Below are 25840 nucleotides of genomic sequence, written 5' to 3'. Positions count from 1 at the left end.
ATGGCAAAGCGGGGTGCTGCGGGGTTGTCGCGGCGGCGGCGCTCCCGTATACTTGCCTCTGCTCGGGATGACCCGAGCCGGTGCGGCGTCGAGCCCCTCGGGGAAGCTCCGCCGCCACCCGTCCGGTCTGCCGGGACAACCCGGGAAATCCAAACGATCGCGCGTCCTTGCAGGGCGCCGCCAAGATCGTGCGCACCAGTGGGGATAGGCAACGATGGAGGAGAAGAGGAACGAGCCGCGGCCGACCGCTGCGGAAAGCGGGGAGCTGCATCGGGAGCAGCAGATAGCGGCCGAGAAGCCCTTCGAGCGCCGACCGGTGCTCGACACCGGCGACCTGGAAGTGGCCGTGCCCGTGAAGCGCACGGACCAGCAGCGCGCCGGCGACGCCAAGATCGACCGCATGGGAGAGGCCAGCACGCTCAAGCTGCTGCTGGAGTTCTCCATACCTGCCGTGTTCGGCGTGCTCGTGCAAACGCTCTACAACGTCATCGACGCCGTGTACGTGGGGGCCGCGGTGGGGGAGAACGGCCTGGCCGCCACGACGGTGGCGAACCCGGCCATGACGTTCATGGTGGCCGTGGCCATGCTCGTGGGCGTGGGCGGCAACGCGCTCGCGGCCATCAAGCTGGGCGAGCGCAAGAAGCGCGTGGCCGAGCGCGTGCTGGGCAACAGCTTGGTGCTGCTTCTGGGCGCGGGCGTCGTCGCCTGGGTCGTGGGCCTTTTGGCGCTCGACCCCATCCTGCGCGCCTCCGGTGCCGACGAAGCGGTGCTGCCGCACGCGCGCGCCTTCATGACGGTCATCATCGCGGGCTGCCCGCTGCAGTTCGTGGCGTTCGGCATGAACAACTTCATCCGCACGGCGGGCCATCCCAACCGCGCCCTCGGCTCCATGCTCGTGGGCACCGGCGCGAACATCGTGCTGGGGTACCTGTTCATCATCGTTCTGGACGGCGGCATGATGGGCGCGGGGCTGGCCACCGTGTGCTCGTGGGCGCTCTCGGCCGCCTTCGTCATGCAGTTCTTCCTGAAGAAGGGCTCGCCCATGCCGCTGCGGCGCGAGGCGCTGGGCATCAAGTGGCGCGTGGCGCTGCGCATCTGCGCGCTCGGCGTGGCGCCCTCGGTCATGGAGCTGGGCTTCGCCGTGTCGAACATGATCATGAACAACCTGCTGCTCTCCTACGGCGCCGCCGACCCGCTCGGCTCCGACGGGGCGCTGGCGGTCATGAGGGTGCTCTCGGCCGTGGGCATGTTCACCATCATGCCGTCCATGGGCATCGCCATGGGCGCGCAGCCCATCATCGGCTACAACTACGGCGCCCGGAAGTTCGGGCGCATGAAGCGCACGCTGGGGCAGGGCATCCTGCTGGGGATCGCCATCACGGTGCCGCTCTGGTTCACCGTGCTGTTCCTGCCCGATATGTACGCGCACCTGTTCAGCCTGCCGGAGGCCTATCTCGACGCCACGGCGTGGGCGCTCATAGCCTACCTCGTGTTCATACCCATCCTGCCCGTGGCGCTCATCGGCGCGAACTACTTCGACGCCACCGGGCAGGCGCTCAAGGCGACGCTGCTTACGCTCACGCGCCAGATACTGTTCTTCATCCCGCTTCTGCTGGCGAGCCCGCACGTGCTGCCGCATGTCCTGCCCATGACGCCCCTGCAGAGCCTGTTCTTCGCGCCTTCGCTCTCCGACATCACGTCCACGCTTTTGGTGGTGTCGTTCCTGGCGGTGGAGTGGCGCCGGCTGCGCAAGCTGGAGGCGCGGGAAGGGCTCGCGGGCGCCGAGTCGGCCTCGTAGCGTCCTTTCCGCTCGCCTTGCCTGGCTGACCGCCCGCCGCGCGTGCCGCGCGCTTCCCATCCGCCAAGACGGGGCTTGGCGCCGGTTGGCGGCGTCCTGTCGCGTGCGGCGCGCAAAGAGCCTAGCATGGTTCGCGTATTCTCGAATGGCCGTACCCACGCGACCGGGAAGGAGCATGCCATGAGGATCGAAGCCGCCGTCACCCACGGCAAGGGGGAGGCGTTCAAGATCGAGGAAGTGGAGCTGGCGAAACCGCGCGCCGGCGAGGTGCTGGTGAGGATAGCGGCTACGGGCGTTTGCCATACGGACGCCGTGGCCCGGGACAACGGCATCGTTCCCTATCCCATCGTCCTCGGGCACGAGGGCGCCGGCGTCGTCGAGCAGGTGGGCGAGGGCGTGAAGACCGTCGAGCCGGGAGACCACGTGGTGCTCTCGTACTCGTCGTGCGGGCACTGCGAGAACTGCCGGTCCGCCCATCCCTCCACGTGCGAGGTTATGAACGCCTTGAACTTCGGTTCCGAGGGCATAGAGCGCCTGGAGCAGAACGGCGAGAAGGTGGCCACGTTCTTCGGCCAGTCCTCGTTCGGCACCTACGCCGTCGCCGACGAGCGCAACGTGGTGAAGGTGAGGAAGGACGTGGAGCTGGAGCTGCTCGGCCCCTTGGGCTGCGGGATACAGACGGGGAGCGGGACGGTGCTCGTCCGCCTCAAACCCGAGTTCGGCTCCACGATCGCCGTGTACGGCTGCGGGGCCGTGGGGCTCAGCGCCGTCATGGCGGCGAAGATCGCGGGGTGCAAGACCATCATCGCGGTCGACGTCCACGACAACCGCCTGGAGCTGGCCCGCGAGCTGGGCGCCGCCTACGCGTTCAACGGCGGCGAGGTCGACGTGGTGGAGGAGATCAGGAAGGTGACGGGGTCGGGCACCCATTACGCGGTCGAGACGACCGGCGTCCCCTCCGTCGTCCACCAGAGCCTGGCCGCGCTGCGCCCGCTCGGCACCGTGGCCATCGTGGGCATCACGCCCGAGATGACTATCGACATGTTCGGCGAGATCATGGCCGAGGGGAAGACGATGACGGGCGTCATAGAGGGCGACACCGTGCCGCAGCTGTTCATTCCCGAGCTGGTCGACTACTACTGCCAGGGCCTTTTCCCCTTCGACAAGCTGGTGAGGTACTACGCTTTCGACGACATCAACCAGGCGTTCGAGGATTCTCGCACGGGCAAGGCCATCAAGCCGATCGTCAAGATGAAGTAGCCCGAGGCGGACAGAGCATCGGTTTCGGCGCCCCGCATCTTTGCGGGGCGTTTTTTCGCGCTTTCCGGCAAGGCGGTCCCGTGGCGCGGCGGGGGCTTCCGCGTCTTTCGCCGCGCCGCGCGGGGGCGCAGCCCGCGCCCCGTGGGGACGTTCTGCTGGGGATTAAAATTGTGCATCTGCACAAATCGTGCATACCCTGCTTGGAGGCCGTTCGCCGCCCACCGTGACTTTGCAACCGTCCCCGGCGACTTTCCGCGCGTTCGCGGCCCTTTTACCGACCGAAACCCGCCGAAGCGACCCCTTTTCGAACACTGGTGCTTTTCTCTGATAAAGTGCTTGCGAAGCGACATCGGTCGCTTTTTATGTTCGCATCTATGTTCGCAAACAATCGGTAAAGGTAAAGGGGGAAGCTACGTGGCTATGCTCGGGTTCTTAATCCTTTTCCCGCTGGTTGTTGCCGCCGTCCTGCTGGTCGTGCGCAACAATCGGGCGAGAAACGTGATTGTGGGCGCCTCGGCGCTCGTCATCGGCTTGGCGTCCATCTGGCTGGTGGCCACCTACCTGGGGGCTCCCTGGGTGTCGTTCGAGTTCGAATCGCCGGTCATCGACTACGTGAGCACCATCGTGAGCGTGCTCGTGGCGGCGGCCATCCTGTACTACGGCATCCGCTACAAGAACGTGTGGGCCTGCGTGCTCGCCGTGATCCAGGTGGTCGGCTCGCTCGTGTTCGAGTTCGGTTTCGCCCATGCCATCGACGTCACCGAGGGCCTGTACCTCGACTCGCTGTCGCTGCTCATGGCGTTCATCATCGGCGTTATCGGCTCCGGCATCTGCGTCTACGCCCTCGGCTACATGGAGGATTTCCAGGCCCACGAGCCCGAAGGCGCCAAGGATCGCCGCCCGGTGTTCTTCGCGCTCATGTTCGTGTTTTTGGCCGCCATGTTCCTCATCGTGTTCTCCAACAACATGGTGTGGCTGTTCACGGGCTGGGAGGTCACCACGGTGTGCTCCTTCCTCCTCATCGCCTACACGCGCACCGACGAGGCCATCAAGAATGCCTTCCGCCAGATCATCATGAACATGCTCGGCGGCCTGGCCTTCCTGGCGGCGCTGTACCTGAGCGCCATCCAGCTGGGCACGCTGTCGCTGCTCGAGTTCCTGCAGATCGGCGTGAGCAACCCGGCCCTCGTCGTGCTGCCGGTGTGCGCGCTCGCGTTCGCGGGCCTCACGAAGGCCGCGCAGATGCCGTTCCACACCTGGCTTCTGGGCGCCATGGTGGCGCCTACGCCCACCTCGGCGCTGCTCCACTCGTCAACCATGGTCAAGGCCGGCGTGTTCCTGCTGGTCAAGCTCGCACCCGTGTTCCTGGTGTGCCCCGTGCCGTCGGTCATGGTCATCCTCGTGGGCGGCATCACGTTCGCGCTGTGCTCGTTCATGGCCATATCCCAGACGAACGCCAAGCGGGTGCTCGCGTACTCCACGATAGCCAACCTGGGCCTCATCACGGCCTGCGCCGGCGTCGGCACGCCCGAGGCCGTCTGGGCCGCCGCGTTCCTCATCCTGTTCCACGCCATCGCGAAGTCGCTGCTGTTCCTGTGCGTCGGCACGGCCGAGCACCACATCGGCAGCCGCGACATCGAGGACATGGATCTCTTGTTCGAGCGCATGCCGCGCCTGGCGCGCTTCATGATGCTCGGCATCATGTGCATGTTCATCGCGCCGTTCGGCATGCTCATCGCCAAGTGGGCCACGCTCGTGTCGTTCGTCGACACGGGCCAGATCGCGCTCGTGCTGCTGCTCGCGTTCGGGTCGGCCGCCACGTTCATGTTCTGGGCCAAGTGGCTCGGCAAGCTCTCCGGCATCGCCGGGCGCCCCGACAACGTGGAGATGACCGTGCACAAGAGCGAATGGACGTCCATCATGCTCATGGCCGTGCTCATCATCATCGGCTGCGTGTGCCTGCCCGTCATCTCGTGGATCATCGTGGAGCCCTACGTGTACAGCGTGTTCGGCACGCTCGGCCAGGACATCGCCTCGGCGAACCTGTGGATAGCCTCCATAGCGGCGGCCATCATCGCCATCGTGCTGTTCGCGGGCCTCGGCCGCAACAAGGCCAAGAAGGTGGACATCTACCTGGCCGGCGTGAGCGCCGACAACGAGGCGCGCGTGTTCAGGAACTCCCTCTCGGGCGAGTCGTCCGCCACGTCGCGCAACATGTACCTGGAGGGCGTCTTCGGGGAGAAGCGCATCAACCCCGTGGGCACGGTCGCGTGCGCCCTCGTCATCATCGTCGCGTTCGCCTTCTCAGCCGTCGCGCTGTTGGGCCTGTTCTAGGAAAGGGTGTGATCTGACATGTCTTTGCTTTTCGTCCTCATCGGCACCCTCGCCTTCACCATCGCGGCGCCCGTGCTGGGCTGCCTTCTGGCAGGCCTCGACCGCAAGATCACGGCGCGCATGCAGGGTCGCGTGGGCCCGCCGCTTTTGCAGCCGTACTACGACGTGCGCAAGCTCATCGAGAAGGACAACGTGTCCGTCAACTCCACCGAGGGAACCTACATCACCTGCGCGCTCGTGTTCACGCTGCTCGCCGGCGGCATCTTCTACTCGGGCGGCAACCTGCTCATGAGCGTGTTCGTGATCACGCTCTCGGGCCTGTTCTTCATCGTGGCCGCGTACTCCACGCGCTCGCCTTACGCCGAGATCGGCGCGAATCGCGAGACGCTGCAGGTCATGGCCTACGAGCCCATGGTGCTGTTCATGGCCGTGGCCTTCTACATGGCGGCCGGCACGTTCGACTCCGCAGGCGTGTTCGCGCTCGACGCGCCCGTCGTCTCGAGCATCTGGCTCGTGTTCCTGGGCTTTCTATTCATCCTCACCATCAAGCTGCGCAAGTCGCCGTTCGACCTGTCGTACTCCCATCACGCCCACCAGGAGCTCGTCAAGGGCATCACCACCGAGATGAGCGGCAAGACGCTCGCCAAGGTGGAGGTCATGCACTGGTGCGAGAACGTGCTGTTCCTGGGCTGGGTGGGCATGTTCTTCGTGTGGGCCAACCCGGTTTCCATCGTGCTGGCGCTCGTGGTGATCGCGCTGGTGTACTTCTTGGAAATATGGATCGACAACAACTTCGCCCGCGTGAAGTGGCAGGCGATGCTCTCGTCGGCCTGGATCGTGGCGTTCGTGGCCGGCTTCGTCAACATCGCCGTCCTGGCGTACCTGTAAGGAGGCGGGAACCATGACGTTTGCAACCAAATCCCCGTGGGTCATCCACTACGACGCGTCGAGCTGCAACGGCTGCGACATCGAGGTGCTGGCGGCGCTCTGCCCCGGCTACGACGTCGAGCGCTTCGGCATCGTGAACACGGGCAACCCCAAGCACGCCGACATCTTCCTGGTCACCGGCTCGGTGAACGAGCGCAACATCGAGGTGGTCAAGGAGATCTACAACCAGATGGTGGAGCCGAAGGTGGTCATCGCGTGCGGCATCTGCGCGTGCTCGGCCGGCATCTTCCACGACTGCTACAACGTGATCGGCGGCGTCGACCAGGCCATCCCCGTCGACGTGTACGCGCCCGGCTGCGCCGTGCGCCCCGAGGCCATCATCGACGCGGTCGTGCAGGGGCTGGGCATTCTGGAAGAGAAGTCCAAGGCCCTGCAGGCGCAGAAGAAGGGAGCGTGACATGACGCTTGAAACCACGTTCGTCCCGCTGACCGTCGAGGGGCTGCCCGCGCTCGCGGCGGCCAAGAAGGCCGACGGCTGGCGTTTCGTGCAGATACTCGCCGTGAACACCGAGGAGGGCATCGACCTCATCTACTCGTTCATGAAGGGCAACCTGCTGGAGAACTGCGAGATCAAGGCCGTCCAGAAGGACGCGGTCGTACCCAGCATCACCGACCAGTTCCTCGAGGCGTTCGTGTTCGAGAACGAGACGCACGACCTGTTCGGCGTGAACGTCCAGGGCATCGCCATCGACTTCGGCGGCAACTTCTACGCGCTGGCGCAGAAAGAGCCCATGACCATCATCTCGCCCGAGCAGAAGGCCGCGCGCGAGAAGGCGAGGAAGGTCGCCGAGGCGAAGGCGGCCAAGGAAAAGGCCGCCAAGGCCGCGGCGGCGAACGCCGCGTACGAGGCGGGACACCCCACGCCCAAGGAGCCCGGAGAGCCCATCGTGCCCACGGGCGACGACGACGCGGAGCTGAAGTTGGCCGGCGCCGACCCCGAGAAGGTGGCGCGCGCCCGCGCGGCCATCGCCGCGAAGGCCAAGAAGGCCGCCGAGGCCGAGAAGGACGCCGCGCTCGAGGAGAAGCTGGCCGGCATGGATCCCGAGAAGGCCGCCAAGGTGCGCGCCGCCATGGAGGCGAAGGCAGCCCGCGAGGCCGCCGCAGCCCAGAAAGAAGGTGAGTAGCATGGGAAAGGCGACCGTCATCCCGTTCGGCCCCCAGCACCCGGTGCTGCCCGAGCCTTTGCACCTCGACCTCGTGGTGGAGGACGAGACCGTCATCGAGGCCGTGCCGCAGATCGGCTTCATCCACCGCGGTTTGGAGAAGCTCGTCGAGACGCGCGACTACAACCAGTTCATCTACGTGGCGGAGCGCATCTGCGGCATCTGCGCGTTCGGGCACTCCATGGGCTACGCCGAAACGGTGGAGCGGCTCATGGGCGTCGAGATCCCCGAGCGCGCCGAGTACCTGCGCGTCATCTGGCACGAGCTGTCCCGCGTGCACTCCCACGTGCTGTGGATGGGCCTGGCGGCCGACGCGTTCGGCTACGAGAGCCTGTTCATGCACTGCTGGCGCCTGCGCGAGCGCGTGCTCGACATCTTCGAGAAGACCACCGGCGGGCGCGTCATCTTCTCGGTGGTGAAGGTGGGCGGCGTGGTCCGCGACATCGACGACGCCATGTTCGCCGAGATCAAGCGCGTCCTGGAAGGCATCAAGGACGACTACCGCCAGCTCTGCAACGCGTTCCTCAAGGACTCCTCGGTGAAGAACCGCACCGTGGGCGTGGGCTACATCAGCCACGAGGACGCGCTGGCCATGAGCATGGTGGGGCCGTTCGCCCGCGCCTCGAACGTGAACAACGACGCCCGGTGCCTGGGCAACGGCGGCTACGGCAAGCTCGCCGACTTCCAGCCCGTCATGGACGCCCAGGGCGACTGCTACGCCCGCGTGAAGGTGCGCGCGCTGGAGGTGCTGCAGTCCATCGACATCATCGAGGAGATGATCGCCAAGATCCCCGCCGGCGACATCGCGGTGGACGTGAAGGGCGCCCCCGCGGCGGGCGCCGAGGCGGCCAACGTGGTGGAGCAGCCTCGCGGAGAGTGCTACTACTACGCGCGCGGCAACGGGTCGAAGTACCTCGAGCGCATGCGCATGCGCACGCCCACTTCTCAGAACCTGGCCGGCATGGCCACGGCGCTGGCCGGATGCGACCTGGCCGACGTCAACATGATCGTGCTGACCATCGACCCCTGCATCAGCTGCACGGAAAGGTAGGCACCATGGGATCGTTCAAACTGGGAAAGATGACGTTCAAGTCGCTGTTCGGCAAGCCGGAGACCATCCAGTACCCGGCCGAGCAGAAAACGCCGCCGCCGGGCCTCAAGGGGCACGTGGTGAACGACGTGGAAAGCTGCATCCTGTGCGGCATCTGCATGAAGCGCTGCCCGTGCGCGGCCATCGAGGTGGACAAGCCGGCGCGCACGTGGTCGATCAACCGCTTCCGCTGCGTGCAGTGCGGCACGTGCGTGCGCGAATGCCCCAAGCAGTGCCTGACCATGGAGCCCACGTACACGCCGCCGGCCACCGAGAAGCGGATGGACTCCTACGAGGTGCCCGAGCACGCGAAGCCGGCCAAGAAGGCCGCCTCGGCCGAGGAGCGCATCGAGTGGGAGCGCGCGGCCCAGGGCTTGGAAGAGCGCTGAGGGAAGCTTAAAAAACTGCGAAGGATGCGTGGGCTTCGCGGCAGGCGCGCGCAAAACTGCTAGAATAGGCGCCGATATGCAACGAACCGGGCTTCACGCCCGGTTTTTGCGTGGGGAGGCCGCCCGGGCGCCAAGCGCGGGCGACGGACCCCCTGCGCAGCGGCCGGGAAGGCCGTTCGGGCGGCGAGAGAAGAGGACGATGGCGAGCAAAGAAGGACGCGGCGGGCAGGAACGCGGCAAGGAGAACGTGAGCAACCGCATTCTCACGGTGCCTAACGTCATCTCGCTCGTGCGCCTGTGCCTCGTGCCCGTGTTCCTCGTGCTGCTGTTCAACGGCTACGACCTCATGGCCACGTTCCTGTTCGCGCTCGCGGCGGGCACGGATTGGGTGGACGGGCAGATAGCGCGCCGCACCAACGCCGTGTCGCGGCTCGGCCAGCTGCTCGACCCGGCCGTCGACCGCATCCTCATGATAGCGGGCGTGGCGGGCCTCTTTTTGGTGGGCCGGTTGCCGCTGTGGATCATCGTCGTCGTGCTCGTGCGCGATTTGGCCCTGCTCGTGGGCGGGGCGGCCATCCTCAAACGCTATCGGGTGCGCGTGGCCGTCATCTACCCGGGCAAGGTCGCCACGACGCTTCTGTTCGTCGGCTTCGCGGCGCTGCTCCTGAACTGGCCCGTGTTGAACGGCCTGGGGGTGGTGAACGCCTCGTGGCTGCCCGGCCTGTCGGCCGACCCGTACTCGTGGGGCATATGGTTCGTGTACGCCGGGCTCGTGCTCGCGTTGATAACCACCGCGTACTACGCCGCCGCGGCGTTCGTCAAAGTGCGCGCGGCGAAGCGCGCGTCGACGGCGCAACCGGAGCGGCGGTAGCGCATGGCCGGTCGGACGCCCGGAAAGGACGATGCGGCGGCGCGTCAGCGCTCGAACGCCCGCCCGCACGCCCGACAGCCCCAGAAGGCCGCCCCGCGCACCTCGGGTCGCGCGCCCTCCTCCCCGAAGGCGGCCGGCCGCGCGCCGAAGCCCCCCGCGACGTCCCGCAAGCCCTCTTCCTCGTCCTCCGCGCGCAAGCGGCGGGACGCCTCCTCGTACAACGCGCCGTCGCTTTGGACGAAGGACGCGCCGAAGGCCCCGTCCTCGGGCGGTCCCGTCCTTCGCGCGCTCTCCTTCGTCGGCCGCGCCCTGCTGGCCGTGCTCGCGCTCGTCGGCAAGGGAATCGGCTGGGCGTTCCGGTCCCTGGGCTCCCTGGTGTCGCGCAGCCGCGCTGCGCTCGCCGTGGTCGTCGTCGCGGTCGTGCTGGCGGCGGGCGGCCTGGTGGATCTGGGGCTCAACTGGGGCCGCGCCTACGCCGGCGTGAGCATCGGCGAGATCGACGTGTCCGGCAAGACCGCCGACGAGATGAGGGACCTCGTGGAGCAGACCTATGCCGGGCGCCTCCAGGCGGGCGCGGTGACCGTCTACGCGAGCGACGAGGCGGCCGCTCGGGTGGCCGACGCCATGGCGCAGGCCGAAGACGCGGCCCTCGCGGAGCAGCGCTCCGTGGAGGAGGAGCGCGAAAGACGGCAGCTGTGGACGACCGACGCGAACGCGCTGTCCGCCTCCTTGCCGGTGGACGACCTCGTTGACGAGGCGCTGGCGGTGGGTCGCGAGGAGGGCGGCCTGGGCGCGCGCGCCGCGGCCCTTTTCGGAGGCTGGAACGTCAAGGCGCGCGCCGATTACGACGCCGCCGCGTTGGAGGCGCTTGCCGCCGACGTCGATGCGACGATCGGCAGCCCGCGCGTGGACTTCGGCATAGCGGTGCAGGACGGCCAAGCGAGCGTGACCGAGGGCCACGACGGCGACATGGTCGACCGAGGCGAGTTCGCATCCGAGCTCGACCGGGCGTTTTTGGAGAGCGCGGGCGGCGGGGGCTCGTTCGTCGCGCGCGCCGAGCACGCGCCTTTGCGCATCGACCGCGACGGGGCGCAGGCGGCCTGCGACGCCGTGAACGCGGCCATCGCCGCCGGCGCCCGCTTCAGCTACGCGGGCACTTCGTGGGAGGCCTCCGCGACCGATCTGGGCGATTGGGTGACCGCCGCGCCCGAAGAGCGCGACGGCGCGTGGACGCTCGTGCCCGCCATCGACGAGGTGCGCGCCAAGCCGGCCATCCTGGCGCACGTCCAGGAGACGCGCACCGGCGATCCCGTGCACGTGACGTTCGAGCGCGACGGCGACGACGTGCTCGTGCGCACGGACGGCTCGGGCGAGGTGCCGCTCGCCGGCGCGACGGCGAGCGCGCTCAACGCCGCGCTCTTCGGCGAGGAGGCCCTCGAACATGCCGACGTCGAGGTCGACGCGGGGGGCGCGAGCGCGCACCGGCCCGCTTCGGGCGAGCCCGTCGAGGTGACCGTGGGCAGCGGGTCGGCCCCCGCCGCGTCCACGTTCGACGAGGCCCTCGAACTGGGGCTCGTCGCCAAGGTGTCGGAGTACACCACCGAGTACACGAGCGGCGCGGGAACCGAGAACCGCAACCACAACATCCACCTGGTGTCCGACCTGCTGAACAACTCCATCGCGGAGGCGGGCGGGGGCACCTGGTCGTTCAACGGCACGGCCGGCGAATGCAACGCGGAGCGCGGCTTCCTGGGTGCGGGGGCCATCATCGACGGCGAGTACGACGACGCCGTGGGAGGCGGCATCTGCCAGGTGGCCACCACCGTGTTCAACGCCGTGTACGAAGCGGGCTACCCCGTGCCCACGCGCCACAACCACTCGCTCTACATCGCCAGCTACCCGGCCGGACGCGATGCCGCGGTCAGTTGGCCCGACCTCGACCTCGTGTGGAAGAACGACACCGCTTCCGATGTTTTGATGCGCACGAGCTACACCGACGGGTCCGTAACCGTTACACTGTACGGAGTCGATCCGGGCTACCGCGTGAGCACCGACGTGGGGGAGTGGACCGAGGGAGAGAAGCACAAGACCAAGACCGAGCGCGACGACACCCTCTCGCCGGGCACGAGCTACGTCAAGACGGCGGGCACCGACGGCAAGAAGATCACGGTGATCCGCACGGTGGCTTCCTCCGACGGAAGCATCCTGCACGAGGATCCGTTCTACTCGACGTACGACCCCGTCACCGAGGTCGTGGTGGCGGGCCCCGAGGCTCCGGAGAAGACGGCCGACGCGAGCGCCGGAGGCGACGCCGCTAAGAAGCAGAACGAGGAAGGGTGATCGATCCGTGTACTACCAGCCAGACATCGAAACCATGCCCGCGGAGCAGCTGCGCGAGCTCCAGCTCGAGCGCATGAAGCAGAGCGTTCGCCACGCGTACGACAACGTGGCGTTCTACCAGCAGTCGTTCAAGGACGCCGGCGTGACCCCCGACGACCTGAACAGCCTCGAGGACCTGCAGAAGTTCCCGTTCGTCATCAAGCAGAACATGCGCGACGCCTATCCGTTCGGGCTGTTCGCCGTGCCGCAGAAGGACGTGGCGCGCATCCACGCGTCCTCCGGCACGACGGGCCAGGCCACGGTGGTGGGCCACACGAAGAACGACCTGGCCAACTGGGGCGACTGCTTCGCCCGCGGCATCGCCATGGTGGGCGGCGACGAGAACTCCACCATCCAGGTGTCCTACGGCTACGGCCTGTTCACGGGTGGCCTGGGCGCGCACGCCGGCGGCGAGGCCATGGGATGCTCCGTCATCCCCACGTCGTCGGGCAACACGAAGCGCCAGGTGCAGATGATGAAGGACTGCGGCACCGACATCTTGGCCTGCACGCCCTCCTACGCCCTGCTCATCGCCGACACGGCCATCGAGATGGGCTACGACCCGGCCACCGAGTTCAAGATCTCCGGCGGCATCTTCGGCGCCGAACCCGCCTCCGACAACATGCGCGAGGAAATCGCCTCGAAGCTGGGCATCCAGTACTGCGACGTGTACGGGCTCTCCGAGATCATGGGGCCGGGCGTTGCCATGGAGTGCGCGGAGAGGTCGGGCCTGCACGTGGCCGAGGACCACTTCTACTGCGAGATCCTGAACCCCGAGACGCTTCAGCCCGTGCCGGACGGCGAGTGGGGCGAGCTCGTCATCACCACGCTCACCCGCGAGTGCTGCCCGCTCGTGCGCTACCGCACGCGCGACGTCACGCGCATCATCTCCGAGCCGTGCGCGTGCGGACGCACGCACCGCAAGATCGACCAGCTGCGCGGCCGCACCGACGACATGCTCATCATCCGCGGCGTGAACGTGTTCCCGTCCCAGATAGAGCAGGTCATCACCGGTTTCCCGGAGATCGCCACGCACTACCAGATCATCCTCACCACGCGCGGGCCCCTCGACCACGTGGAGCTGCAGGTGGAGACGGTGCCCGACTTCCCCATCGACGAGGTGCGCAAGATCGAGGATCTGAAGAAGCGCCTGGGCGTGGAGCTGAAGAGCAACCTGCAGGTTTCGGTGGAGGTCAAGATCGTCGAACCGAAGACCATCGCCCGCAGCGAGGGCAAGGCGAAGCGCGTGATCGACCTGAGAGAAGGGAAGTAGCCGATGATTTCTCAGCTGACCGTGTTCCTGGAGAACGAGAAGGGCCGCCTCGCGGCCGCCTGCCAGACCGTGGCGGACGCGGGCATCAACATGCACGCGATGAACCTGGCCGACACGGCCGACTTCGGCGTCGTGCGCCTGCTCACCGACACGCCGGAAGCCGCGGCCGAGGCGCTGCGCGCCGCCGGTTACCGCGCCGCCGTCACGCCCGTGCTGGCCGTGCGCGTTCCCAACGTGCCGGGCGGTTTGGCGAAGCTGCTCTCGTTCATGGACGAGCAGGAAGCCAACATCGAGTACGGCTATTGTTTTTCCGTGAACGCCGACGTCGCCATTGACGTGCTCAAGGTGGACGGGGATAGTGGGATCGAGCAGAAGCTGACCGCAGCCGGCTTCGAGCCGGTACGACCCGAAGACATCTATGACCTGGATTAACGATATCAAACATACCTTGAACAAGAAGTGCGCGGGCCTTGCGGCTTGCGCACTCGTCTTGGCGCTGGCCGGCGCCCCCGTCCTCGCGCCCGCCCAGGCCTTGGCCGACGTGCGCAAGGCCGACGTCGTCTACGGCCAGACCGTGGACGCGCGCGGCCTGTCGGTGGCGCAGTGCCCGAGCATCGACGCCGAGTACGCGTTCGTCATGGACAAGGACGGCACCGTGTACTTCGAGCGCAACGCGACGAGCCCCACCCAGATCGCCTCCATCACGAAGATCATGACGGCCGTCGTGGCGTTGGACGCGGTCGCCTCGGGTGCCGCCACGCTCGACTCGACCGTGGCCGTCTCGGCCGCCGCGGCGGCCGTGGGCGAGTCGTCGGCTGATTTGCAGGAAGGCGACACGATGCCGCTCGAGGTGGCGCTCAAGGCGCTGCTCGTGCCCTCGGGCAACGACGCCGCCGTGGCCATAGCCGAGACGATCGGCGGCAGCGAGGACGCGTTCGTGGCCGCCATGAACGCGAAGGCGGCGGAGCTCGGCTGCATCGACACCGTATTCGAGAACCCGCACGGCCTGGACGACGGCGAGTTCGCGGGCGACCAGCACAGCTGCGCGGCCGACGTGGCCAAGATGTCCCAGTACGCCATGAAGAACGAGACGTTCCGCGCCATCGTGGGCGGCGGCGACACGGCCATCGTGGTGAACCGGGCCGACGGCACGAAGCCCACCATCGAGCTGGAGTCGACCGACGAGCTCATCGACTACTACTCCAACGCCATCGGCATCAAGACCGGCTTCACGGCGCTCGCGGGCCCCTCGTTCGCCGGCGCCGCGAACAACGGCGACAAGGAGCTCTACGCCGTCGTCATCCACTCCACGTCCGAGGCCCAGCGCTTCGAAGATGCGCGCGAGCTGTTCGACTGGGTGTACGAGCACGAGCTGGACTACCGGTTGGCCAACAGCGCCCAAACCGCCACCATGACCGTGAACGGCGCGCGCACCGAGGTTCCGGTGGCAGCCGAGGTGCCCCATACCGAATGGATCGACAAGACGGTGAAGGCCACGCTCGCCGACCCCGAGGCCTCCGTGCGCATATTCGACCTCAACGGCAACGTGAGCCAGTCGCTCGAGTTCGACGAGGTGACCGGCGACGTGAAGGCGGGCGACAAGGTGGGCACCGTCACGTTCAAGCAGCGCAACGCCACCATCGCCACCGTGGACCTCGTGGCCTGCGAGGACGTGGCCGCGCCCGACTTGCTCGAGGGCATCGGCATCTGGTGGGACCGCCTGTTCCGCGGCTTGTCCGGCCAGCCGCAGGTCGCTTCCGCCGTCACGCTGAACGAGACGCCGCTCGTCGTCGACAAAACCGCCGTCGCCGCCTAGGCGACCTACGATAAGAAGGAGCCGAACATGACCGAGAGATGCCCCGTATGCAGCAACGAGCTTCCGCCCGACGCTCCGGCGTGCCCGTATTGCGGGTTCAAGCTGCTCGGCTCCACGCAGCGCTTCGAGCCGGTAACGCTTCCCGACGAGTCGTTCGCCCCCGAGGCGAAGCCGGCCGCCGCCGCGGCCCTGCGCGTCGTGCGCGGCCCGCAGACGGGCGTGACGATACAGCTCGGCGACGCCCCGCAGACCATCGGCCGCAGCCCGCAGCGCGACGTGTTCCTGAACGACATGACCGTGTCGCGCGAGCACGCGCTCATCGAGCCGTGCGACGGCGGCTACGCCATCCACGACACGAACTCGTTCAACGGCGTATGGGTGAACAACGACAGCGTGGACGCACCGCGTAAGCTGGTCGACGGCGACGTCATCCAGATCGGCGCGTTCTGCTTGCTCTACCAGGAGGAATAACCTCTCAACCTGCGGGACGGCCGCGCATGGCGACGGCACGCCCCGTGCTCGGGCAGTCCTGAGCTCGCACAATCGCTCCGCTGGAGCGATTGGCTCGTGCGGAATCTGCGCGCGGATCGTGCCGTCGCCATGCGCGGCCTCGCCGAAGCCGATGCTCTTCCGTAGGGGCGCTCTCCAGAGCGTCCGCTCGCGCGAAGCGCGAGAATCGACCGGGGAGGATGCGCGGCGCGGCTAGGAAAGAGGAAAGGCGCGGGCTTGCCGGCTTCGCCTGCGGTTCCGCCTTGGGTTCGGAGGCGGTTGGATGCGTTTCGCACGAACGGCGCCTTTCGGGGCGCCGTTCGTGTTTCGGGTCGGGGTTCGGCGGATGGTCGGCGGTTTTTGCCGTATAATCTGCCATGGTAATCTGAAGCGGGGGAAGGTCGTCTATGGAACTGATGTCAGGTAACGAAGCCATCGCCCAGGGGGCGTGGGAGGCGGGCGCGCATATCGGCGTGGCCTATCCCGGAACGCCCTCCACCGAAACGCTCGAGGCGTTCGCGAAGAAGGACGGGGTGTACGCCGAGTGGTGCGTGAACGAGAAGGTGGCCGTGGAGGTGGGCATCGGAGCCTCGGCTGCGGGCGCGCGCGTGCTGTCCACCATGAAGCACGTGGGCGTGAACGTGGCGGCCGATCCGCTGTTCACCGCCGCGTACACGGGCGTGGGCGGCGGCATGGTGGTGCTGGCTGCCGACGATCCCGGCATGTACTCGTCGCAGAACGAGCAGGACTCCCATTACTACGCCCGTGCGGCGCATATACCCATGCTCGACCCCGCCGACTCGGCCGAGGCGCTGCGCTTCACGCGCGAAGCCTTCGATTTGTCCGAGCGCTTCGACGTTCCCGTGTTCATCCGCTCGTCGGTTCGCGTGTCGCACACGAAAACGCCGGTGGAAACGGGGGAGCGCGCCCGCGTCGACATCAAACCTTACGAGAAAGACGCCGGCAAGTGGGTCATGATGCCCGCGTTCGCCAAGCCGCGCCGCAAGGTGCAGCTCGAGCGCGTCGACGCGCTCGCCGCGTGGGCCGAGGATTGCCCGTACAACCGCATCGAGTGCCGCGGCAGCGCCGCAGGCGTCGTGTGCGCGGGGGCGGCGTACCAGCACGTGGTCGAGGCGCTGCCCGACGCGTCGGTGTTCAAGCTGGGCTGCACATGGCCCCTGCCCGCCGAGGCGCTGCGCTCCTTCGCCGCCAGCGTGGACGCGCTCTACGTGGTGGAGGAGGCCTCCGAGTACCTGACCGAGGCCGTGCGCGCGCTGGGCATCGAGGTCGCCGACTTCGCGAACCCGCTCCCGCGCGACGGCGAGCTTTCGCCGGGCCTTGTCCGCGCGGCGTTCGGGCTCGCGGAACCGGCGCACGAGAGCGCGCCCGCAGGGCTTCCCGGCCGCCCGCCGGCGCTCTGCCCGGGCTGCCCCCACCGCCTGGTGTTCAAGGAGCTCACGCGCATCAAGGCCATCGTCACGGGCGATATCGGGTGCTACACGCTGGGCGCGTTGCCGCCGCTGTCCGCCATGGACACGTGCGTGGACATGGGCGCCTCGGTGTCGATGGCGCACGGCTTCGAGCTGGCGCTGGCGGGCGCGGAGCACCGCCCCGTGGTGGCCGTCATCGGCGACTCCACGTTCGCGCACTCGGGCCTGTCGTCGCTCGTCTCCACCGTGTACAACCGAGGCGGGGGCACGGTGTGCGTGCTGGACAACCGCACCACGGCCATGACGGGCCGCCAGGGCAACCCCTTCAACGGCGAGACGCTGCAGAAGCGTCCCAGCCGCGAGCTCGACCTCGAGGGTGTGGTGCGATCGCTGGGCGTGGAGGACGTGCGCACGATCGACCCGCACGATGCCAAGGCCGTGCGCGCCGCCCTCAAGAGCGCCACGTCCTCGGGCGAGCTGTCGGTGCTCGTGTTCCGCGCCCCGTGCGTGCTGCTGGAACGCACCCGCAAGCCGGCCTTCGCGGTGACGGGCGCCTGCACGGCGTGCGGCGTGTGCCCCACGCTGGGATGCCCGGCCATCGCGAAGAACGCCGAGACGGGCCGCGCGGACATCGACCCCGGCCTGTGCATAGGCTGCGGCCAGTGCGCGCAGTACTGCGCCTTCGACGCCATCGAGCAAACGGAAGGAGGCTCCCATGAATAGCGCCAGCAACGCCACGACCGTGCTCTTGTGCGGCGTGGGCGGCCAGGGCACCATCCTGGCGGCCGACCTTCTCGCCCATGCGGCGCTCGAGGCCGGCACGTCGGTGAAGGTGTCGGAGATCCACGGCATGGCCCAGCGCGGCGGCGCCGTGACCACGGTGGTGCGCTTCGGCGACGAGGTGGCCTCCATGGTGTGCGACCCCGGCACGGCCGACTGCGTCGTGTCGTTCGAGACCACCGAGGCGCTGCGCAACCTGCCCTTCGTGGCGGAAGGCGGCTACCTGCTCGTGGCCGACGAGGCCATCAAGCCCTTGCCCGTGGCCACGGGCAAGGCGTCCATGCCCGCGCACGCGCGCGAGACGTTGGCCGATCTGGGCGCCACGCTCATCCCGGCGGGCGATCTGGCCCGCGAGGCCGGCAGCGCGAAGTCCACGAACGTGGTGCTGCTGGGCGCGCTTTCCACGCGCCTGCCGTTTCCCGTCGAGGCATGGGAGCGCGTGGTGGCCGATCGCGTGCCGCCGAAGACCGTCGACGCCAACCTGGCGGCGTTCCGCGCCGGGCGCGCGTTCGGGGAAGGGGCCTAGGACATGAGCGTGCAGCAGATCAGCGTGTTCCTGGAAAGCCAGCCCGGGCACCTGCGCCGCGTGCTCGACGCGTTCGAGGACGCGCACGTGAGCGTGCGCGGCTACAGCGCGTCGGACACAGGCGACTACGGCATCGTGCGCTTCATCGTGGACGACCCCGGCAAGGCGCTCGCCGTGCTGCAGGGCATGGGCGCGGCGGCCACGCAGACCGACGTGCTGTGCCTGCGCCTGGACGACACCCCCGGCGAGCTCGCGCGTGTCATTGGCATCATGGCCGACTGCGACATCAACGTCACCTACAGCTACTCGCTCATCTCCACCTACATCGCGCTGTCCGTGAAGGACCTGGCCCGCGCCGAGGAGCTGTTGGCCGGCGAACCGGTGGAGCTCATCGGGCAGGACGACCTGGCCCGCCCCCTCGCGTCCGCCGGGGAGCGGTGATCCGCATGGCCGACATGACCGTCAAGGGCGCGGCGCTCGCCGCCGCTGCGGCCGGGGACTTCTCCGACCTGCCCATCCACAACCCGGCCGTCGAATGCGCGTCGCGCGAGCGCATCCGCGCCATCCAGCTGGAGAAACTCATCGCGCAGGTCGAGTGGACCTACGCGCGGGTTCCTTGGTACCGCGCGCGCATGGACGAGCTGGGCGTGTCGCCGTCGGACATCAAGACCCTCGACGACGTGCGGAAGCTCCCGTTCACGGACAAGTCCGTGCTGCGCGACACCTTCCCCTACGGTCTGTTCGCCGTGCCGCTCGACGAGGTGGTGGAGCTGCATGCGTCGTCGGGCACTACCGGCAAGCCCATCGTGGTGGGCTACAACCGCGCCGACATGGATATGTGGGCCGACTGCATCATGCGCCTCGTGCAGATGGCGGGCGTCGTGCCCGGCGACCGCGCGCAGATGGCGTTCGGCTATGGCATGTTCACCGGCGGCTTCGGCCTGCACTACGGGCTGCAGAAGCTGGGATGCATGATGATCCCCGCCGGTTCGGGCAACACCGAGCGGCACATCGCCATGATCGAGGACTACGGCACCACCGTGCTCATCGCCACGCCTTCCTACGCGCTGCACATGTGCGAGGTGGGGGAGCGGCTGGGCTTCGACTGGGAATCGTCCTCGCTGCGCGTGGGCTTGTTCGGCGGCGAGCCGTGCCCGCCGGGCCTCAAGGCCGAGATCGAGAGCCGCATGCACATCGTGTGCACCGACAACTACGGCTTGACCGAGGTCATGGGGCCGGGCGTGTCGGGCGAGTGCCTGGCCGCGCGCGACATGCAGCACATCGCCGAGGACCACTTCCTGTGGGAGGTCGTGGATCCCGAGACGGGCGAGCCCGTGCCCGACGGGGAGATGGGCGAGCTCGTGCTCACGCCGCTGGGGAAGCAGGCCATCCCCGTGCTGCGCTACCGCACGCACGACCTCACGCGCGTCGTGTGCGAGCCCTGCGCCTGCGGGCGCACCACGGCGCGCATGCAGAAGGTGCGCGCGCGCTGCGACGACATGCTCATCATTCGCGGCACGAACGTGTTCCCGAGCCAGGTTGAGGACGTGCTCTCCGGCATCCAGGGCGTCACGCCGCACTACCGCATCGTCGTGGACAACGAGGGCGGGCTCGACCGCATGGTCGTGCACGTGGAGCTGAAGCCCGAGGCGTTCTCCGACTCCTTCGAGGACATGGAGCGTCTGCGGCGCGCCATCGAGGAGAAGCTCAAGGGTGTGCTTTTGGTGGGCGTCCGCGTGAAGCTCGTGGAGCCGGGCGGCATCGAGCGCACCACGGGCAAGGCCAAGCATGTCGAGGACTTGCGGAAGTAGCTTGTTCTACCGGCGAGTTCGGGGGTCGGGCGGGCATCCCGTGCGGCGTTAGCGCTTGTCATCCTGAGCGAGCACAGCGAGTCGAAGGATCCCGTGCGGCGCTAGCTGGAAGCCTCTCGGTTGCCACCGCACGGGATCCTTCGACTCCGGCGCTACGCGCCTCCGCTCAGGATGACAGCACGTGGGCGCATAGAACTACGCTCAGAATGACAGAGGCATGTGACGTCGGGAAGGGGATGCCCGTGGCCGAGGCGAACGTTTACAGCGTGTACATCATGAGCAACGCCCGTCGCACTGTCTTGTATATCGGAGTGACGAGCGATCTTGCCCGACGTGTTGCCGAACATAAATCGCATGCGTTCAAGGGCTTCACCGATCGCTACAACGCCACCGAATTAGTGTACTGCGAAAGCTGCGGACGTATCGAAGACGCCATCGCGCGTGAAAAGCAGCTCAAAGGCTGGAGTCGAAAGAAAAAGGAAGCGCTAGTAGAGCGCCTGAACCCCCAATGGCGCGACCTATCTGTCGAAGCGCCCGTCCAAGACCCCGTCGTGGGGCGGTTCGCTCCCTCGCCGACGGGGCGGATGCATGCGGGGAACGTGTTCGCGGCGCTCGTCGCGTGGCTCGTGGCCAAATCGCAGGGCGGGAGAATCGTTCTGCGGATCGAGGACTTGGACGCGGAGCGCTCGAAGCCGGTGTTCGTCGACGCGGTGCAGCGGGACTTCGAGCGGTTGGGGCTCACGTGGGACGAGGGGCCGTACTTCCAGCGCGACCGCACGGAGGCGTACCGCGCCGCCTTCGACGAGCTGCGCGCCCGCAACCTCGTGTATCCCTGCTTCTGCACGCGCGCCGACCTGCATGCGGCCTCGGCTCCTCATCGCGGCGAGAAGCCGGTGTATCCGGGCACCTGCCGCCGCTTGAGCGACGACGAGCGCGCCGTTCGCGCGCAGGATCGCACCCCGGCGCAGCGCCTTGTCGTGCCCGACCGGGACGTCGACTTCGTCGACCAGGTGCAGGGGCCTTACGCGCAGAACCTCGGCACGGACTGCGGCGACTTCCTCGTGCGGCGCTCCGACGGCGCCTTCGCCTACCAGCTGGCGGTGGTGGTGGACGATGCCGCGCAGGGCGTGAACTCGGTGGTGCGCGGCGTTGACCTGCTGTGCTCCACGCCGCAGCAAATCTACCTGCAAGAACTCCTCGGCTTGCCGCATCCGCAGTACGCGCACGTTCCGCTCGTCGTCGCCGAACGCGACCGGCGCCTCTCGAAACGCGACCGCGACGCCGCCCTCGACGCGCTGCTCGCCCGCTTCGAAACGCCCGAAGGGGTCATCGGCCATATCGCCGGCATCACCGGCCTTGCGCCCACCTGCGACCCCGCCACTCCCGAGGAGCTGCTCGAAACCTTCGACCTTGCCGCTTTGCCGTCGTGTTTCGACGATCTCGTGCAGGTTCGCTGGAGGTAGGGCCGTTAAAGAACGATGAGCGAGCTGGCTATCTCGATGGCCAGAACCGCGAGCATGACGACGGCGAGCACGGCGATACCGCGCCGTCCGAGTGCGTATTCCTCATCGAGCCCACCGGCGTTGCCGTCCGCCACGTTCGCAAACTTCCTTCTGTCGCGGCGCGACCCCGCACCGATCCAAACGCAGCCGACGATAACTGCGAGGAGAAGCGCACCGCCCGACACCGCTTCGAGGTTTGCGGAGAAGTCGCTTGCTGCGCTGAACGCCGCGATGCCGAGGATGCCGGCGCAAGCCACTGCCCACACCAGATCGACGAGAGCGGCCCGCCTTCCCCGACGTCTTTGAAGCGGGGTTGCAGGGCGTCCTTCATAGCGATTGAAAGTGACGTCGGAAAAGCCCAGCCACGCTCCATGCCATTGCTTCCACGAAGCCGTCAGCAGCAAAACGATCAAAGGGACGAACAGGGCACACCCAACGATCAGATTCACGTACCCGTCCATGGCGTTCTCCCTTCAGCCGGCTTCGCCACAGTATACTCCGGCATCACCGGACAAGGAAAGGGCGAAGAACGAGTGGCTGCCCATCGCGCTTTCCCATCCCGTGTAGGTGCGCTGAGGATAGGCTCGTTTGAAAGACCGATCTACAGGCTATGCTGGGATATCGTAGCGGTAGCTCTTCTCGTAGAGCGCTTCGGGGGCGATATCTATCGCGCCGTTATTCCATGTCACAATTCCGTGGTCGAGTTGAAATGACGCGAAGACGCTTTTATCCTCCAGGGGTTTGAAGGCCGGAACGTCGAGCAGGGGAGCAGCGTCGAACAAGCGCGTCTCGCCGCTGGAGAAGCGCACAAGCATGCTGTAGTCGTTAACCACACGCGCCTGATCAACCTTCATATCCTCGCGTGGTGCTCCGGCATACGCGATATCATTCACAACATACATGATATCTCCTTACGCGAGCGGGTCGATGCGGTCGAGCGGTTTACCGATAACGGCGTTGTTCCAAGCTCGATAGAGTTCGTCTTCGTGAAAAACCAACCAAGCTTGAACCAGCTTGTACTGCTTCACGGGAAGGGAGCCGGCCAGCAACTCACCATCGATGGCGATAGATGCCTCATAGTCGCCGTAAAACACATGCACATGAGGTTTATGGTGTTCCGTCATCCATGAACAGCATTTTTATGATGAGTCCGTAAAACCTGCTCAGTTCTGGCATTTGCTCTCCTAACCGATTCTCTTGTCTTAGATTATAGCATCGTGGGAGAAAAGGCGTTCTTCACTTGGGTGTCAGACGCCTGCGAACAGCACGCCCACGAGGGCGATGACGGCGATGAACGCGATAGAGAACACGAGGGTGGCCATCGGCAGGTGGTCGAGGCGCGCGGAACGGGCGCGGGCGGCCATGCGGGACTCCTCTTTCGCGGTGTCGTTCTTGCTTCGGTCGGGGCGCTGGAAGATGAAGAACCACACCATGCCCACCAAAAGGGCCACGAACGCCACGTTGTTCGCCATCGTGGCCGCTGTGGCGAGCGGGGCGTTGCCGGCAAGCTTGGCGCCTTCGAACAAGAGGAGCGTGGCCACCAGCGCGAAGCCTATCAGCAGAACCACGACCATGCGTCGCGCCAGGCGCCTTCGGCCCTCCGAGGTTTCCTCGTCCCCGTATTCGCCAGCGCGGCCGGCCACCAAAAACAGCCAGGATCCCCGCCAGAACATCCATGCCAGCACCGCCAGCGCGACAAGCACCAGCACCGCCGTTGCCAAGGCAACGATCGTCGTTCCGTCCATAAAACAACCTGCCGTTCTCGAAACATCCTGATAAACCGTCGATTCGTTCTCGACGATTATATCGCAAGGCGCGCACGGTCCCGCCTCGGCAACGAACACGGCGCAAAAGCCGCGTCGCGTTCATCGTTCGAACGCGGCGTGGTAGAATTCGGGTATCGTACGAAAGCGTCCGGCAGACGGCTGGTTCTCGCCGCGCCGGCACGAGGGGAAGGCGGGACTGCCATGGGTTACGGAACGATTCTGGTCGCATACGACGGGTCCTCGCCGTCGAACCGGGCATTGGCGAATGCGCTCGACCTGGTGAACCACGGACTCGGGCAGCGGGTGGTCGTCCTGAGCGTCACCGATCCCGCCAAGATGGGTGATCCCGCGTTCGCCGCAGCCGCACGGGCTGCAGGCGTGCTGCTGTCGACGGAAGAGAACGAGCAAGCCGCTCTCGAGGCGCTGAAAGAGCAGGTCGCAGGACGCATCGAGGGGAACGAGGACGTGATCGACCTGCGCGTGGCCTTCGGCAAGCCGCAGGAGGCCATCGCGAACGCCGCCGCCAAGGAGCCGTGCGGCCTCATCGTCATGGGCAGCCGCGGGCTGGGCGCCATCAAGGGCATGCTCGGCAGCGTGAGCACGGCGGTGCTGCACGCCTCCTACGTGCCGGTGCTTATCACGAAGTAGGCGCGCATCGCTCGGGCGACGTCGCGTCGTCCCCTAGGTCGCAAGCGAGGCGACAAGGAACACGCCGAGTACGACCAGCAGGTAAACGCCCGGTATCGCACCGAGCACGACGCCCGCCTTGCGGTCGAGTTTGACGTCTTCGGCTTTGGAGGGATCGGCGGCCAGCATCTCGCTGCGCTGTCGGCGCGCCTGCCTGTTCGACCACACGACGATCCATACGCAGGGCCCGACGATCAGCAGAAAGGCCGCGCCGACGAAGGCGGAGGACACGGCCGCCCCCGCTTCGCCGGCGAAAGCCGAGGCGGCGGTGGAAGCCGGCAGAAGGATCATCGAAACGCAGCAGCAGGCCATGACGACGGCCGCGCGCCGGCCGAGCGCGCGCTGGAAGGGGCTGTCGTACTCCTCGTCGCTCACGAGGTTGTTGCCGGCGATGGCGCGCAGCCAGTGGCCATGCCAGAATTTCCACGCCATGAGAGCGAAAAGCGCGAACAGAACGGTCGAAACGACGGCCGCGCCGATCAGCTCGCCCATCTCGTCCATCTGCGCCCCTTTCCCCTGTTAACCTCGCATCAGTATAGCAAAGGTCTTGCGCGGCGGGGGAGCGCGGCCCCCTTAGAACCCATAGAGCAGCTTCGCGAAGCCGAGCTCGTCGTAGAGGAGGAAATGCGCAACGAGCAGGGCGAGCGCGTAGAAGGCGGGTTCTCCTTGGGCGCGCCACGGACACGGCGCGTCCAAGGAGAACGCGGGTGCGTCCTTCGATCGAAACCTCGCACTCCCGGACGGGTCGGGTCGCCCGAAGCCGCCGTGCTTCCCGCGCACGGCGCGAGGACGGCGAATGGCGTCGCGCCAGAGCGCATAGAAGGCGAACCCGACCAGCGTGCCGAGCGCGTTCGCCGCAAGGTCGTCCACGTCGGTCGTGCGGTTGTTGAAAAGCTGGCTCAGCTCGATCAAGAGCGAGAGGCCCAAACCGAACGTCGCCACGGGCAGCGCGCGGGCGCCACGCGGCCACGCGAGCGGCAGCAGCAACCCCAAGGGAACGAACAGGACGACGTTCAACGCGAATCCGACGAGCGCGTCGCCGACGTCGACGGCTTGCACGAGCGAAACGAGCGGCACGAGGTTCAGCTGGCGGGGGCTCACTTCGAACCCATAGCGGGCAAGATCGTACACGGTGAGCGGACCGGTAACGAAAACAACGCCGAACAGGTAGAACGCGAACAGCAGCACGAGCGCGAGGCGCGCTGGGCGTCCTCCCGTGCTCCGTGCATGGGCTCTCACGAGCGCGAACGCGGCCAGCGTCGCCGCCAAAACGACGGCCAGCTCGTAGCCCGCAAGCAAGATCGTTTCCACGACGTCCTCCCTCTGTCATGCGGTCGAATGATTCCGCATGCTACCAGGCTCTCGCGGCGATCCGGCGGCGGGTGCGACAGTATTAAGGGAGGCTTAAGGTTAAAACCACACGACGGGGAATATCTTAAGAAACGCCCCCGGCCAGGTTGTCATCCTGAGCATGCAACAGTCCAGTGGACTGTTGCACTCCCGAGCACGCGGAGCGGGCGCAGGGAGG

The 25840-nt window shown here is 67.0% G+C and carries 26 protein-coding genes; 20 read left to right on the top strand and 6 right to left on the bottom strand.

Annotated features, from left to right (window positions below; genetic code table 11):
- The first annotated feature begins 214 nt into the window (after positions 1 to 214).
- The 19 genes from HCH03_RS03970 (at position 215) to gluQRS (ending at position 21820) form a co-directional block, all read left to right on the top strand.
- Positions 215 to 1798 (top strand): MATE family efflux transporter, encoded by a 1584-nt coding sequence (locus tag HCH03_RS03970; protein ID WP_221688472.1) that lies wholly within the window; start codon positions 215 to 217, stop codon positions 1796 to 1798.
- A gap of 180 nt (positions 1799 to 1978) precedes the next feature.
- Entirely contained in the window at positions 1979 to 3058 is a 1080-nt protein-coding gene (locus HCH03_RS03965; RefSeq protein WP_221688471.1) for an NAD(P)-dependent alcohol dehydrogenase, read from the top strand.
- 420 nt (positions 3059 to 3478) lie between these two features.
- Complete coding sequence (locus HCH03_RS03960) at positions 3479 to 5392, top strand: NADH-quinone oxidoreductase subunit 5 family protein (protein ID WP_246599660.1); 1914 nt, start codon at positions 3479 to 3481, stop codon at positions 5390 to 5392.
- 18 nt (positions 5393 to 5410) lie between these two features.
- Positions 5411 to 6280: a complex I subunit 1 family protein gene (locus HCH03_RS16300; RefSeq protein WP_080143027.1), complete on the top strand. Its 870-nt coding sequence runs from the start codon at positions 5411 to 5413 to the stop codon at positions 6278 to 6280.
- A gap of 13 nt (positions 6281 to 6293) precedes the next feature.
- Positions 6294 to 6737: an NADH-quinone oxidoreductase subunit B family protein gene (locus HCH03_RS03955; RefSeq protein WP_080143028.1), complete on the top strand. Its 444-nt coding sequence runs from the start codon at positions 6294 to 6296 to the stop codon at positions 6735 to 6737.
- Position 6738: 1 nt separating this feature from the next.
- Positions 6739 to 7464 (top strand): NADH-quinone oxidoreductase subunit C, encoded by a 726-nt coding sequence (locus HCH03_RS03950; RefSeq protein WP_185905361.1) that lies wholly within the window; start codon positions 6739 to 6741, stop codon positions 7462 to 7464.
- A 1-nt stretch (position 7465) separates the two neighbouring features.
- Positions 7466 to 8554: a hydrogenase large subunit gene (locus tag HCH03_RS03945; RefSeq protein ID WP_185905360.1), complete on the top strand. Its 1089-nt coding sequence runs from the start codon at positions 7466 to 7468 to the stop codon at positions 8552 to 8554.
- Between the two features lie 5 nt (positions 8555 to 8559).
- Positions 8560 to 8982 (top strand): 4Fe-4S dicluster domain-containing protein, encoded by a 423-nt coding sequence (locus tag HCH03_RS03940; RefSeq protein ID WP_185905359.1) that lies wholly within the window; start codon positions 8560 to 8562, stop codon positions 8980 to 8982.
- 199 nt (positions 8983 to 9181) lie between these two features.
- Entirely contained in the window at positions 9182 to 9853 is a 672-nt protein-coding gene (locus tag HCH03_RS03935) for a CDP-alcohol phosphatidyltransferase family protein (protein WP_221688470.1), read from the top strand.
- 3 nt (positions 9854 to 9856) lie between these two features.
- The gene (locus tag HCH03_RS03930) at positions 9857 to 12193 is read left to right on the top strand and encodes a VanW family protein (RefSeq protein WP_221688469.1); all 2337 of its coding nucleotides are present in this window, start codon (positions 9857 to 9859) and stop codon (positions 12191 to 12193) included.
- Between the two features lie 7 nt (positions 12194 to 12200).
- Positions 12201 to 13505 (top strand): phenylacetate--CoA ligase family protein, encoded by a 1305-nt coding sequence (locus HCH03_RS03925; RefSeq protein ID WP_080143034.1) that lies wholly within the window; start codon positions 12201 to 12203, stop codon positions 13503 to 13505.
- A gap of 3 nt (positions 13506 to 13508) precedes the next feature.
- Positions 13509 to 13937 carry an amino acid-binding protein gene (locus HCH03_RS03920; protein WP_080143035.1) on the top strand — a complete coding sequence of 143 codons (429 nt, stop codon included), beginning with the start codon at positions 13509 to 13511 and terminating at the stop codon, positions 13935 to 13937.
- Positions 13924 to 15321 carry a D-alanyl-D-alanine carboxypeptidase family protein gene (locus HCH03_RS03915; RefSeq protein WP_221688468.1) on the top strand — a complete coding sequence of 466 codons (1398 nt, stop codon included), beginning with the start codon at positions 13924 to 13926 and terminating at the stop codon, positions 15319 to 15321. The genes HCH03_RS03920 and HCH03_RS03915 overlap by 14 nt, the downstream gene beginning before the upstream one ends.
- Before the next feature lie 27 nt (positions 15322 to 15348).
- Positions 15349 to 15792 (top strand): FHA domain-containing protein, encoded by a 444-nt coding sequence (locus HCH03_RS03910; RefSeq protein ID WP_185905356.1) that lies wholly within the window; start codon positions 15349 to 15351, stop codon positions 15790 to 15792.
- 425 nt (positions 15793 to 16217) lie between these two features.
- Positions 16218 to 17963: a thiamine pyrophosphate-dependent enzyme gene (locus HCH03_RS03905; protein WP_221688467.1), complete on the top strand. Its 1746-nt coding sequence runs from the start codon at positions 16218 to 16220 to the stop codon at positions 17961 to 17963.
- Entirely contained in the window at positions 17956 to 18546 is a 591-nt protein-coding gene (locus tag HCH03_RS03900; RefSeq protein ID WP_221688466.1) for an indolepyruvate oxidoreductase subunit beta, read from the top strand. Before HCH03_RS03905 ends, HCH03_RS03900 begins: the two co-directional genes overlap by 8 nt.
- Before the next feature lie 3 nt (positions 18547 to 18549).
- Positions 18550 to 18987: an amino acid-binding protein gene (locus HCH03_RS03895; RefSeq protein WP_221688465.1), complete on the top strand. Its 438-nt coding sequence runs from the start codon at positions 18550 to 18552 to the stop codon at positions 18985 to 18987.
- Positions 18988 to 18992: 5 nt separating this feature from the next.
- Positions 18993 to 20357, top strand: coding sequence for a phenylacetate--CoA ligase family protein (locus HCH03_RS03890; RefSeq protein ID WP_246599640.1), 1365 nt, complete (start codon positions 18993 to 18995; stop codon positions 20355 to 20357).
- Positions 20358 to 20599: 242 nt separating this feature from the next.
- Positions 20600 to 21820 carry a tRNA glutamyl-Q(34) synthetase GluQRS gene (gene gluQRS / locus HCH03_RS03885; RefSeq protein WP_221688463.1) on the top strand — a complete coding sequence of 407 codons (1221 nt, stop codon included), beginning with the start codon at positions 20600 to 20602 and terminating at the stop codon, positions 21818 to 21820.
- Positions 21821 to 21825: 5 nt separating this feature from the next.
- Here the strand turns inward: gluQRS and HCH03_RS03880 are convergent, their stop codons facing one another.
- The 4 genes from HCH03_RS03880 to HCH03_RS03865 all read right to left on the bottom strand — a co-directional run bounded on the left by HCH03_RS03880 (position 21826) and on the right by HCH03_RS03865 (position 23604).
- A complete protein-coding gene (locus HCH03_RS03880) occupies positions 21826 to 22320 on the bottom strand; it encodes a hypothetical protein (protein ID WP_221688462.1) in 495 nt (164 codons plus the stop codon).
- A 147-nt stretch (positions 22321 to 22467) separates the two neighbouring features.
- Entirely contained in the window at positions 22468 to 22761 is a 294-nt protein-coding gene (locus HCH03_RS03875; protein ID WP_221688461.1) for a DUF2442 domain-containing protein, read from the bottom strand.
- Positions 22762 to 22770: 9 nt separating this feature from the next.
- Positions 22771 to 22983 (bottom strand): DUF4160 domain-containing protein, encoded by a 213-nt coding sequence (locus tag HCH03_RS03870; protein ID WP_221688460.1) that lies wholly within the window; start codon positions 22981 to 22983, stop codon positions 22771 to 22773.
- A 123-nt stretch (positions 22984 to 23106) separates the two neighbouring features.
- Positions 23107 to 23604: a hypothetical protein gene (locus HCH03_RS03865; protein ID WP_221688459.1), complete on the bottom strand. Its 498-nt coding sequence runs from the start codon at positions 23602 to 23604 to the stop codon at positions 23107 to 23109.
- Positions 23605 to 23826: 222 nt separating this feature from the next.
- On the opposite strand from HCH03_RS03865, the gene HCH03_RS03860 reads away from it, so the two are divergent.
- Complete coding sequence (locus HCH03_RS03860) at positions 23827 to 24273, top strand: universal stress protein (protein WP_221688458.1); 447 nt, start codon at positions 23827 to 23829, stop codon at positions 24271 to 24273.
- A gap of 33 nt (positions 24274 to 24306) precedes the next feature.
- Here the strand turns inward: HCH03_RS03860 and HCH03_RS03855 are convergent, their stop codons facing one another.
- Together HCH03_RS03855 and HCH03_RS03850 are read right to left on the bottom strand one after the other, a co-directional pair.
- Positions 24307 to 24813, bottom strand: coding sequence for a DUF3784 domain-containing protein (locus HCH03_RS03855; RefSeq protein WP_221688457.1), 507 nt, complete (start codon positions 24811 to 24813; stop codon positions 24307 to 24309).
- A 72-nt stretch (positions 24814 to 24885) separates the two neighbouring features.
- Positions 24886 to 25623, bottom strand: a complete 738-nt coding sequence (locus HCH03_RS03850; RefSeq protein ID WP_221688456.1) for a VanZ family protein — start codon at positions 25621 to 25623, stop codon at positions 24886 to 24888.
- Between the last annotated feature and the right edge of the window lie 217 nt (positions 25624 to 25840).

The organism is Gordonibacter massiliensis (ex Traore et al. 2017) (assembly GCF_019731765.1).
Classification (GTDB): domain Bacteria; phylum Actinomycetota; class Coriobacteriia; order Coriobacteriales; family Eggerthellaceae; genus Gordonibacter; species Gordonibacter massiliensis.
The sequence above is the reverse complement of the archived record's forward strand: the minus strand, read 5'-3'. Positions and strand labels throughout refer to the sequence as shown.